The following is an 11,274-nucleotide window of genomic DNA, read 5'->3' on the forward strand; positions in this document are numbered from 1 at the left end:
TGCGCGGCGCCTACTACTAGGGTCGCTTCCAGTTGACTTGACCCGGGCGTGCCGGACGGGTTGAGATCGAACTCCGGTCGTCGGGGGGACGAGGAGCTGTATGCACAAGAGGACCATCGCTGCATTTGCCGCGGCGTTGCTGCTACCACTGTCCGGCCCTGCGGTCGGACATGCGCAACCATCGCCGCAGACTGCGGTGATCGATCGTGTCGAGAGCATCACCGACACTCGCACGGCGCTGTTCGTCTTCTCGCCTTCGATGGGCAAAGTCATCCAGGTTCAGGTGTTGCACCCCGCGTGGGACGGACCGCGCCCGACGCTGTACCTCCTCGACGGCGTCAGCGCGGGTGCCGAATCCGAGTACCGCGAAAGCACATGGACGCAGGAGACCGACATCGTCGACTTTGTTGCGGACAAGAACGTGAACGTGGTGCTTCCCGTGGGCGGAACCGCCAGCTACTACACGGACTGGCAGCATCCGGACCCGATTCTCGGAGTCAACCAGTGGGAAACGTTCCTCACCGAGGAACTCCCGCCGATCATCGACGCGCGGTTCAACGGCAACGGGACCAATGCGGTTGCCGGGCTGTCGATGGGCGCGACCGCAGCGATGATGTTGATAACCCGCAACCCGGAGCTGTACGAGGGCGTCGCCGCGTTGAGCGGTTGCCTCGACACGCAACAGGACTCGACCCGCAACTCGGTCCGTGCCACGGTCGTCTACAAGGGAGGCAACCCCGACAACATGTGGGGTCCGCCGGACGATCCTGACTGGGCTGCGCACGACCCGTACGTGCATGCCGATCAGCTGCGCGGCAAGGAAGTCTTCATCAGTACCGGCAATGGTCTGCTGGGTCCCCATGATTTCGCGTCGGTCGACGAACCGATGTCGACGGGCGTCCCCCTCGAGATGGGTGCCTTCGTCTGCACCCTCACGTTCGATCGCAGACTCCGCGATCTGCATATTCCTGCGACCGTCGTGTATCGCCCGTGGGGGACACACTCGTGGGGGTACTGGCAGGACGACATCAAGACGGCATGGCCCACGTTGGAAGATGCGCTCGGGCTCTGACCATCGGAGCGGACTGATCTCAGTGCACGCGTATGCGGTCGGTTGCCGGCGGCCGGGTCGGCGTCGGGCGCGACAGGAACGTGGTCAGGGCAGCGAGTTCCTCGCCGGCTCCGACGCGTGATCGCGCTTCGGTGAACACGGTGAATCCGTCGCTGCCGCCGGCGAGATAGTCGTTGACGGCGACGGAATAGGTGGTTTCGGGATCGAGTGGTGCACCTGAGAGGGTGATGTCGCGGATCCGATGCCCGGCGGGTGCGAGCCGGTCGAGGGTGTAGTGCAGATTGTGCGACGGCGCCAGGATCCGTTCGTGGGCGGCTCCGGCGGCGTCCGTCTGGAACTGCTGTTCGAGCACAGCTGTGACCTGAGCACCGGTCAGTTCGAGTATCTGGAGGAGATTTCCGAACGGCTGTACTCCGTAGGCCTCGCCGTAGGTGACGACACCGCTGTCGTCGAAGTGCAGGTCGCCGCGGAGCCCACCCGGATTGGTCAAGGCGATCTGCGCTCCGAGCGGTGCGGTCGCGGCAAGCTGGGCGTCGGCGACGAGATTTCCGAGCGACGATTCGCCGCTGGGGGACTGGTCGCGGGTGATGTCGGCTGCGATGCGCCCGACCTCCTGCGCGGCCGTGTCGGAGGACCTGTCGGCGACCCGGGCCACGAATTCCTCAGTGCGCGGATCCGGTGTGATGTCGTGGGTGATCACCTGGTTGAACGAGACAGTCCGGTCGCGCACGACGTCGCGGGTCGCCCGGTCGATCGTGAGATCGGCGACAGAGAGGATCCGCCCGTGCGAGGCGCCCTGCAGGACCGTGCGCTGTCTTCCTGCAGGGTCGGGGTAGCTGCAGTTGAACTGCCCGTCACCGTCGGACGTGACGATGAGATCGACGAGCGGGGAGACGGTGGTGGTGACCTCTTTGGCGCGACCGCTGTCGAGACTGCACGGATCGGTTCCGTTTCCGGCGGCGATGTCACCCTTGTACAGCAGGATGATGGAGCGGACCCCGAGCGCATCGAGGGCGTCGGCAGTGCGGTTCACCGCCTCGATTTCGTCGCCGAAGTGGAGATCCTCGATCGCGTCGCTGCGAATGTATTCGGGGGTGTTGCGGGGCAGGACGCCGATCGCGCCGACGGGGATTCCGTCGACATAGCTGATATCGAAGGGCAGTGCCGCAGGCGCGCCGTCGACGTTCGTGACGTTGGCCCCGAGGAAGGGGAATTTCGCGCCTTCGTACGACTCGGTGAACCGACAGCCGTCTTCGGGATGACATCCACCGTCGCGCAGTCGCTGCAGCTCCGCGAATCCGTTGTCGAACTCGTGGTTGCCGAGCGCTGCGGCCGTCACATCGAGATCGCCGAGGAACTCGATGGTCGGTTCGTCATGGAACATCGCCGATTCGATCGGCGACGATCCCCACGAGTCACCCACTGCATACAGCAGCGAGTCGTCGGCCTGTCCGCGGAGTTGCTCGACGTACGCCGCGAGATAGGCGGCGCCGCCTGCAGGAACGGACTGGCCGTCGGAGCGGACCACCTCGCTGCGCGGCTCTTGTGGTGGCAGTAGGTTGCCGTGGAGGTCACCGAAAGTGATCAGACGTAGCGGGACCGTGTCGGGAGGTAGTGCTCCGGCCTGTCCGATGGCGGTAGCGGCAACCACGGCGACCGTCGCGATGGCGGACAGGGCACGACGCAGTGCCGCGTATCCACCCATCCGTTCCCCCGTATTCGTCCGGTCAGCTCAACCGGTCGAGTCTGACAGCACCGGATAACGTGCCCGATACCCGGCGATAACGGTTGAGTCTCGCGATGTTCATGCGACGCCCGCGATCTCCCGACCGGCACCGGTCGCATAGGTCAGGAACAGGTCGTTCTCGTGTGGATCGCCGATCGAGACGCGGGTTCCTTCCCCCGTGAAGTTGCGCAGGATCACACCGGCCTCGGCGGCGGCGGCCGTGAAATCTGCCGATGTGTCGCCCAGGGGAAGCCACAGGAAGTTCGCTTCGCTCTGCGGCACCGGGTAGCCGGCTTCCATCAGTGCGCCACGCACACGTTCACGTTCGGCGACGACACCGTCGGTGCGTGCGAGCAGTTCGCCCGCGGCCTCGAGCGACGCGATCGCGGCTTTCTGTGCGAGCGCGTTCACCGAGAACGTCGTGTGCACCTTGCTCATCGCGACGATGATGTCCGGGTCGGCGACGGCATAGCCGACCCGCAGACCTGCGAGGCCGTAGGCCTTCGAGAAGGTCCGGAGCACCACGACGTTGCTGCGACCGGCCGCGAGCGCCATTCCGTCCGGTAGGGCTTCTCCGGGGACGTTGCGCATGTACTCGAAATACGCCTCGTCGAGGGCGACGACGATGTTTTCCGGGACGGCGTCGAGGAACTGTTCGAGCTCGTCCTTGCTGAGGCATGAGCCCGTCGGGTTGTTCGGGTTGCACACGAAGATCAGTCGGGTGCGGTCGGTGATCGCGGCGACCACGGCCTTCAGGTCGTGGCCGTGATCGGGGGTGTTCGGCACAGGCACCGCAGTGGCGCCCGCAACCGCACAGACCACGGGATACGCCTCGAACGACCGCCACGAATAGATGACCTCGTCGCCCGCATTGCAGGTGATCTGCACGAGTTCCTGGCACAGACTGACCGATCCGCATCCCGCAGCGATGCGGTCAGCAGGCACATCGAGACGTGCCGCCAGCGCGGCGATCAGCGATGCGGAGCCGTTGTCGGGATACCGGTTGACGGTCGCTGCTGCCTCGAGGATCGCGTCGCGAACGCTGGGGAGGGGACCGAGCGTCGTCTCGTTGCTGGCGAGTTTGACCGCGTTCGGAACAGTGCGTCCGGGAACGTAGGCGGGGATCGATGCAAGGTCGGGGCGAGTACGCGGAGTCACCAACCGATTATGCTCCCGAAGTTTGCATGCGCGACTCCGATGGTCGTGCCATGGTGGAGACCATGCCGGAAATCAGCAAGGTTGCTGCGCCGTTGGTGGGGGGTGCGGGTGAGCTGCCGCTTACCGTGGTCCGTCCGGATGTCAGTCCCCGCGGGTGCATCGTCCTGCTGCACCGCGCACGCGTGTTCTCGCCCACGCTCCTCGAGTTCATGCAGGCGTTGGCCGACGAACGCTGGTTGATCGTGGCGCCCGACCTCCACAGTCGGGGTCCGGGATCGGATGAGGCAGCCCTGTTCGCAGAGGCGGCCCGCGTGAACGCCGACGCCACGTTCGCGTGGATCGAGAACGCAGGCATCGGAATGGACGTGGTCGGCCTCATCGGCTTCGACGAGGCAGGTACCGCGGCGATGTGGGTCGGGACCACGCGTCCCGTCGGCGCGGTTGTGAGTGTCGCGGCGCCGGGCATCATCGAGTCGCTGCGGCCCGTCGTCCCGCCGCTCGTCGATCTGGTGCGGTCGCTGCGCGCGCCGTGGTTGGGCCTGTACGGCATCGACGACCCGACCACTCCCCGGCAGGACATCGAGCAACTGAGCGACTCCGCGGCCAAGTCGGATGCGCCGACCCTCGTCGTGACCTACGACGGCCTCGAGCATCGTCCCGACGAACCGCCGGCGACGCACTCGGCCGTCGACCCGGATGAAGACCCGCGGGAGGCTGCGATCGTCGACGCGAGGCGAAGAATCTTCGATTGGTTCGACAGTAACCTGCGTTGACCAGGTGTTTTGCTTTTCTGTGGCGGGGTTGTGTAATGTTTTGCCCCGGCGGTTCGAGAGAATCGAAACCCCGCAAGGAGGCGTGCCAGAGCGGCCGAATGGGACTCACTGCTAATGAGTTGTCCCCCTTACAGGGGACCGGAGGTTCAAATCCTCTCGCCTCCGCCACGATGGTGTAGCGTCACCGTCGACAGAAAACTGAATACCTATGCGCCCGTAGCTCAACGGATAGAGCATCTGACTACGGATCAGAAGGTTAGGGGTTCGAATCCCTTCGGGCGCACACAGAAGATCCCCTCGTCGCATTCGCGGCGAGGGGATCTTCATGTTGCAAGCTGTGGTGCCTACTTCGTGAACTCGGAAACAATCTTCTCCGCGAAATCCTCGATCGACGCACGGTAGTGCTCGGCGGTCCCGCGTAGATGGTCCTGGTCGCCGGAGTGCGTGCGCTCCCAGTTGGCCCACGGCGACACCATGACGCCCGTGACGCCGATCTTCTCGGCCTGCTTGTACAGCTCGAGGGACGGGGTGTCGCGCAACCCCATGATGAAATCGAACGGTTCGTTCTCACGGCCGTACTCGCGGCGGAGTTCGTTGATGCGGTTGATCCACTGCTCGGCGTCTTCGAGTGTGTAAGCGGTGCCGACCCAGCCGTCGCAGTAGCGCGCGGCACGTCGCAGGGCCGCCTTCGATTCGCCGCCGCAGAGGATCGGAACCGGCTCCGGCGGATGGGGCTCGATCATCATCTCGGGAATGTCGTAGTACTCGCCCTTCCACGACACCCAGCCGCCCTTCCAGAGTTCGCGTAGCGCCTGGATCATCTCGTTGAGTCGAGGTCCCCGGTTGTCGAAGTCCTGGCCGAGCAGTTCGAATTCTTCGCGCATCCACCCCGCGGACAGCCCGATCGCGACGCGTCCGCCGGCGATCGTCGCAGCGGTGCCGATCTGTTTTGCCACCTCGATGATGGGGCGCGAGGGGGCGATGTAGACGTTGTTGCCGAAGTGCAGGTTCTCGGTGACGGCAGCCATGGCGCCGACCAGGACCCAGGCGTCCGGCCATTCGGTGTCGGCAGGCCAGAACATTTTTCCGCTCTCGTGGCCCGGGTAGACCGTTTTCATTTCCTTGGGGAAGACGAGGTGGTCGGAGATCAGAATGCCGTGGAACCCCGCTTCGTCGAGCATTCGTGCGATCGCAGGCATTTCTGCGGTCTTCATGAACGCTGTGCCGCTCCAGAACTTCATGTACTCGGCTCCCTGTGTCGGATGTGTCCACCTGGCAAGATGAGAAATCTCCGTGATGAGAGTCACTATAGGTGGATTTGAGAATGAAGTTCTACATCCCGGGGGTGCCTGGAGGTTACGTGAACGCTGGGTCGCGCCCATCCGGTCGGTCGCATCCGTTTCTGCATTCACAGATTTCCTGTTGACGTTCGGGTACGCGCGCCAGTAACCTCCGTTTCATCCTGAAAAGTTAACGGAGATTCGCACCAAAGCGGTTGCGGCGAGCGACCCTGCTGGGAGACAACATGGAACTTGCGTGGTCAGCGGCCGAAGCCGCCTTCAGAGACGAGGTCCGCTCGTTTCTCGACGATAGGCTGACACCCGAATTGCGTCGTGCAGGAACGCTTGCGACGAGCGTGTACTCCGATCACGATGCGAGCATGGAGTGGCAGCGCATCCTGCACGAACGTGGTTGGGCCGCTCCCTCGTGGCCCGTCGAGCACGGAGGCTGTGATTGGACGCAGACCCAGCACTACATCTTCGGCCGCGAATCGGTCCTCGCCGGCGCTCCGACGCTGTCGCCCATGGGCATCCGGATGGTCGCGCACGCGATCATCGCGTACGGAACCCAGGAACAGAAGGACTTCTTCCTCCCCGGGATCCTCACCGGTGAGGTGTTCTTCTGTCAGGGCTACTCCGAACCGGAGTCCGGGTCGGATCTGGCATCGCTCACGATGGCGGCGCTCGACGACGGCGACGACCTCGTCGTGACCGGCAGCAAGATCTGGACGACGCACGCCACCGAGGCGAACTGGATGTTCGCGCTCGTACGCACGACGAAGTCCGAGAAGAAGCAGCACGGAATCACGTTCGTGCTCATCGACATGACGACGCCGGGCATCGAGATCCGACCGCTCGTGATGACCTCCGGTGAAGAAGTGCAGAACCAGGTCTTCTTCGACGAGGTTCGGGTGCCCAAGAGCAACGTCCTCGGCAGTATCGACGGGGGGTGGTCCGTCGCGAAGTACCTGCTCGTCTTCGAACGCGGTGGTGCAGCAGCGGCACCGGCCCTGCAGGTGATGGCCGAGAAGATCGCGACCGCCGCAGCAGAACAACCAGGCCCGGCAGGAGGCACACTCATCGATGATCCGGCGTTCTCCGCCGCACTCGCCGAAGCGCGCATCCGCACCGAAGTCCTCGAGATTCTCGAATACCGCACGCTGGCCGCATTGGCGGCGGGCAAGGACCCAGGGCCGGCGTCGTCGATGCTCAAGGTGCTCGGCACCGAGCTCAGTCAGACACTCACACGGCTCACGCTCGAAGCCGCAGGCCCCCGCGGCCGCGTCTACCAACCGCACGCGACCAAGCCGGGCGGTCCGGTCGCAGACTTCGTGCCCCCGAGCGACGACTACCTCAGCGGCGAGGAGTGGCAGGCGGTCGCACCGCTGCGCTACTTCAACGACCGCGCCGGCTCGATCTACGCCGGTAGCAACGAAATTCAGCGAAACATTCTCGCCAAAGCAGCATTGGGGCTCTGATGGACTTCGGTTTGAGCAAGGAGCAGGAGCTCCTTCGTGATTCGGTCGACAAATTCCTTGCGAACCGGTACGACCTGGCCCGCAGCAGGAAGGCCGCGACCACAGGTGTGGGATGGCAACCGGAAGTGTGGCGCGCATTCGCCGACGAACTCGGCATCCTCGGCGCGACCCTCCCCGAAGACGTCGGCGGCATGGGTGGCGGCCCCGTCGAACTCATGGTGGTCGCGGAAGCGCTCGGCCATGTGCTCGTCATCGAACCGTACGTCGACACGGTGGTTCTCGGGGGCGGTCTTCTCGGCCGCGCAGGGGGCGACCGCGCGAAGTCCGTCCTCGAGGCCATCGCGGAAGGTCGAGCCGTCACCGCGTTCGCTGCCACCGAGCCGACATCCGGATACGTGCTGCACGACGTCACCACGACCGCGCGACGCGACGGCGACGAATGGGTGCTCGACGGCGCCAAGATCGTCGCCGGGAGCGCACCGCTGGCCACACATCTTCTCGTCACCGCACGCACCGAGGGCGGGCGCCTGGACACCGACGGGATCTCGCTGTTCCTGATGGACTTCGACGCAGCGAGCCCGCCCGCCGGAGTCGAGGTGCACTCGTACCGGACAATCGACGACCGGCGTGCCGCCGATCTCGAGTTCACCGGACTGCGGTTGCCCGCCGATTCGTTGCTGGGCGAGCAGGGTCGGGCCTGGAGTGCGATCTCCCGGACGGTCGACGAGGCGATCACCGCCGTCGCGTCCGAATCCGTCGGGCTCATGCGCAAGGTGCTCGCCGACACCGTCGAGTACTGCAAACAACGTCAGCAGTTCGGCCAGGCCATCGGTAGCTTCCAGGTCCTCCAGCACCGCATGGTCGACATGTACATGGAGCTCGAGCAGGCCGTTTCCGCGGTGTACCTGGCGGTACTGCACCTCGACTCCGACGACGCCGACCGGGCACGTGCCGTCTCGGCAGCGAAGGCGACGATCAGTCGCGCCGCCCGGTTCATCGGCCAGAACGCCGTCCAGCTGCACGGCGGTATGGGCATGACCGAGGAACTCGCAGTCGGGCACTACTTCAAGCGCTTGACGGCTATCGAGTACGAGTTCGGCAGCGCAGAACAGCACATCGCTCGATACGCAGAACTGACCAGGGCATAGGTACGGAACGGCGGCCGACCGCGACGGCGCTTCCTCACTCGAGGAAAAGTTGGACGCGGTCGGCCGCCGTCGTCGCGTCTTCGTGTTCCCATACCCGCACGACGGTCCATCCGGCGTCGGTCAGTCGCGCGTCCGTATCGCGGTCGCGTCGAACATTCGCTGCCAGTTTCTCGTCCCACCACTGTGCGTTGTTCTTCGGTGCGGTCGCGTGCAGAGGACACCGATGCCAGAAGCATCCGTCCACATAGACCGCGACGCGTCGCCGGGGGAAGACCAGATCGGCACGTCGTCGCATGCCGGTAATCGGAGCGCGATCGACAAAGAACCGCAGCCCCCGTCGATGCAGTTCCCGGCGCAGGGCCATTTCGGGTGCCGTGTCGCGCCGACGCTGCCGGCTCATCCGTGCGCGGGTGCGCGGATCGGTGGAGGGTCGGTCGGACGACGCCATACGGATTCCCTGTGCTCGTTGTCTATGCCGCGACGATCGGGAACCCGCCCATGCGGTCGAGATGGTTCTCCACGTCGTCGAGGAATCCGGGAGGAAAACGCAACGTGCCAGAGCGTGCCCGGCGCAGGAACCCTGCGGTGGCTCTGGCCGACAGCAACCGTGATTCTTCGAGGAATCCGCCCAGGTCCTCGTACGGAGCGTTGACCGGCCACAGCGATTCGTGGACGCGGAACGTCTTATCCTGCACACCCCAGGCCGCGCTCGGCCAGGAATCGCCCGGTGCCATGGGCGTCTCGTGATCGGCGGAGTACTCGACCTGGTGGCTGAGCCGATGGCCCACCCACGACGCCATCCGCACGCTCACTGCGTTGCCGACGAGCCGCCACCGGTGCCCGGGCCGGACGCCTGCGGCCTGAACGGCCGGTGCCGTCCAGTCGGGATCGAAGCCCTGGAGTCGTTCGGAGTCGATCAGCCCGGGGGTGACGATCTCTCCTGACGGCAACCGCACCGCCGGAGGGCTCGCGATACCCAGGGTCGAGCCGCCCTTCAACGTGGGGACTGCATTGACCGCCCAGCCCAGGCCGCGAACACCCTCGGTCCAGTAGAAACCGCATGGATAGAGGTCGGGATTGCCTTCGCTGGGCATGCCGGCGTCCTCGCCGAACAGCACGGTGCGGGGGTCGTCGGTACGGGAGGCAACCATCAGAACGCGCTGACGGCGCTGGGGTAGACCGAAGGCGCGAGCATCGACGACCCGGTAGGCCCACGCGTAGCCGAGCTCACCCAACGCGTCCGTGATGTGTCGCATCGCAGCGCCTCGTCCGAGCTGCAGCATGAAGGGCACATTCTCGATGACCAGCCAGCGGGGACCGTTCTTTCTCTTCACGAGGCGGAAGACCTCGTCGACGAGGCTCGACTTCGACCCGGTGATGCCCGCCGTCCGCCCGGCCTGGGACAGGTCTTGGCAGGGGAATCCGGCCGCGACCAGTTCTGTGTTCCGAGGGAGAGAGCGGAGGCGTGTCACATCGGGATGTAGAGGAATCTCGGGAAACCGGGCACCGAGGACGGCTTGAGCTCCGGGGTCCACCTCGCACAAAAGTTGGGTGTTCCAGCCGTGCTCCGCCAGCCCCAGTTCGAGGCCGCCGATACCGGCGAACAACCCGACCATGTTCCCCGTCGACGTCACGGCACCCTTCCTCGATCGGCTCAACGGAGAACGTTACTCGAGAGTTGTAGTGATCCGTGAGTCGACGCATGAACACGGTGCCGTACAGCGATGAAGTCCCTCCCGGCGCTCATGTCCTTCGCTTACGGTGATTCCGTGGTTGCACAACACGCCGAACCCCCACTCGTGGTGATCCGTGGTGCTTCGGGGTCGGGTAAGAGCACGGTGACCAAGGCGCTACGGCACCGCTTCGGTAAGGCGGAGTGCGCGGTCGTCGCCCAAGACAACGTCCGTCGCACAATTCTGCGTGAGCGCGATGTGCCGGGAGGTTTCAACATCGACCTCATCGAGATGATCGCGATGGAATGCATGAAGAGGGGGCGGCTGACCATCATCGAGGGGATTCTCGACACCGACCGGTACGGCGAGATGCTCGAGCGACTCATGACGTCGACCGACCGGCCCTTCTTCTATGCCTTCGACCTGTCGTTCGCGCAGACCCTCGACCGGCATGCCACGCGTCCGGAGGCGGCCGAGTTCGGTCCTAAGGACATGCGCACCTGGTATCGAGAGCACCAGCCGCTGCCTTTCGCCGCGGAGACCGTGTTCGACGTGTCCTGGTCTGTGGAAGCGGTGGTGGGCCGTATCTACGACGACCTGCGGTCCACCATCGGCCGATTCGGTGCCGATGACGGCTGCGCTTCCGGGAGAAAACTCCTTTGACCTGGCGATTTGGTGTTCCCGCGAACCGTCGCGTAACTTAATCCAGGTCAGAGCGACACGGACACCGACCCGGACCGCAAGGTCAGGGAAAACGAGGTTGGACGCAGGCGCCTGAATTTCACTGGTACGAAACCTTCTGGTAAGGTTTCGCACCGCCCCTGGTTCCGAACAGAACACGGATTTGCGTCCGTGAGTGAAACGAACTAGGCTGGAACAGTTGCCCCGGAACGGGCCGGATGTGAAAATCCGGTCGGTGATGGTGTGTGCGTGTTCTTTGAGAACTCAACAGTGTGCCGATGAATG

10 protein-coding genes and 2 tRNA genes are annotated in these 11,274 nt (G+C 64.7%); 7 read left to right on the plus strand and 5 right to left on the minus strand.

Features of this window, described 5'->3' with window-relative positions; all coding sequences use genetic code 11:
• Positions 1-100 precede the first annotated feature (100 nt).
• Positions 101-1,072 (plus strand): alpha/beta hydrolase, encoded by a 972-nt coding sequence (locus ACFWCF_RS24955; protein ID WP_378489442.1) that lies wholly within the window; start codon positions 101-103, stop codon positions 1,070-1,072.
• A 19-nt stretch (positions 1,073-1,091) separates the two neighbouring features.
• Here ACFWCF_RS24955 and ACFWCF_RS24960 read toward each other — a convergent pair whose 3' ends face one another.
• Both ACFWCF_RS24960 and hisC read right to left on the minus strand, forming a co-directional pair.
• Positions 1,092-2,777 carry a bifunctional metallophosphatase/5'-nucleotidase gene (locus ACFWCF_RS24960; RefSeq protein ID WP_378567452.1) on the minus strand — a complete coding sequence of 562 codons (1,686 nt, stop codon included), beginning with the start codon at positions 2,775-2,777 and terminating at the stop codon, positions 1,092-1,094.
• Between the two features lie 99 nt (positions 2,778-2,876).
• Positions 2,877-3,956, minus strand: coding sequence for a histidinol-phosphate transaminase (hisC, locus tag ACFWCF_RS24965; RefSeq protein ID WP_378567455.1), 1,080 nt, complete (start codon positions 3,954-3,956; stop codon positions 2,877-2,879).
• A 26-nt stretch (positions 3,957-3,982) separates the two neighbouring features.
• Here hisC and ACFWCF_RS24970 point away from each other — a divergent pair, with 26 nt between their 5' ends.
• The 3 genes from ACFWCF_RS24970 (at position 3,983) to ACFWCF_RS24980 (ending at position 5,012) form a co-directional block, all read left to right on the plus strand.
• Positions 3,983-4,729, plus strand: a complete 747-nt coding sequence (locus ACFWCF_RS24970; protein WP_378489445.1) for a dienelactone hydrolase family protein — start codon at positions 3,983-3,985, stop codon at positions 4,727-4,729.
• A 76-nt stretch (positions 4,730-4,805) separates the two neighbouring features.
• Positions 4,806-4,897 (plus strand) — tRNA-Ser (locus tag ACFWCF_RS24975).
• A 42-nt stretch (positions 4,898-4,939) separates the two neighbouring features.
• Positions 4,940-5,012: transfer RNA gene (locus tag ACFWCF_RS24980), tRNA-Arg, on the plus strand.
• A gap of 61 nt (positions 5,013-5,073) precedes the next feature.
• Here the strand turns inward: ACFWCF_RS24980 and ACFWCF_RS24985 are convergent.
• Positions 5,074-5,970, minus strand: a complete 897-nt coding sequence (locus tag ACFWCF_RS24985; protein ID WP_378489446.1) for a TIGR03619 family F420-dependent LLM class oxidoreductase — start codon at positions 5,968-5,970, stop codon at positions 5,074-5,076.
• A 284-nt stretch (positions 5,971-6,254) separates the two neighbouring features.
• Here ACFWCF_RS24985 and ACFWCF_RS24990 point away from each other — a divergent pair, with 284 nt between their 5' ends.
• Together ACFWCF_RS24990 and ACFWCF_RS24995 are read left to right on the plus strand one after the other, a co-directional pair.
• Positions 6,255-7,487 carry an acyl-CoA dehydrogenase family protein gene (locus ACFWCF_RS24990; RefSeq protein WP_378489447.1) on the plus strand — a complete coding sequence of 411 codons (1,233 nt, stop codon included), beginning with the start codon at positions 6,255-6,257 and terminating at the stop codon, positions 7,485-7,487.
• The gene (locus ACFWCF_RS24995) at positions 7,487-8,635 is read left to right on the plus strand and encodes an acyl-CoA dehydrogenase family protein (protein ID WP_378567459.1); all 1,149 of its coding nucleotides are present in this window, start codon (positions 7,487-7,489) and stop codon (positions 8,633-8,635) included. Before ACFWCF_RS24990 ends, ACFWCF_RS24995 begins: the two co-directional genes overlap by 1 nt.
• A gap of 34 nt (positions 8,636-8,669) precedes the next feature.
• Here the strand turns inward: ACFWCF_RS24995 and ACFWCF_RS25000 are convergent, their stop codons facing one another.
• Together ACFWCF_RS25000 and ACFWCF_RS25005 are read right to left on the minus strand one after the other, a co-directional pair.
• Complete coding sequence (locus ACFWCF_RS25000; RefSeq protein WP_378489449.1) at positions 8,670-9,083, minus strand: very short patch repair endonuclease; 414 nt, start codon at positions 9,081-9,083, stop codon at positions 8,670-8,672.
• Positions 9,084-9,105: 22 nt separating this feature from the next.
• Positions 9,106-10,251 carry a DNA cytosine methyltransferase gene (locus tag ACFWCF_RS25005; RefSeq protein ID WP_378489462.1) on the minus strand — a complete coding sequence of 382 codons (1,146 nt, stop codon included), beginning with the start codon at positions 10,249-10,251 and terminating at the stop codon, positions 9,106-9,108.
• Positions 10,252-10,404: 153 nt separating this feature from the next.
• On the opposite strand from ACFWCF_RS25005, the gene ACFWCF_RS25010 reads away from it, so the two are divergent.
• A complete protein-coding gene (locus ACFWCF_RS25010) occupies positions 10,405-10,971 on the plus strand; it encodes a hypothetical protein (protein ID WP_378567462.1) in 567 nt (188 codons plus the stop codon).
• Positions 10,972-11,274: the final 303 nt, after the last annotated feature.

The organism is Rhodococcus sp. NPDC060090 (assembly GCF_042729855.1).
GTDB lineage: Bacteria > Actinomycetota > Actinomycetes > Mycobacteriales > Mycobacteriaceae > Rhodococcus.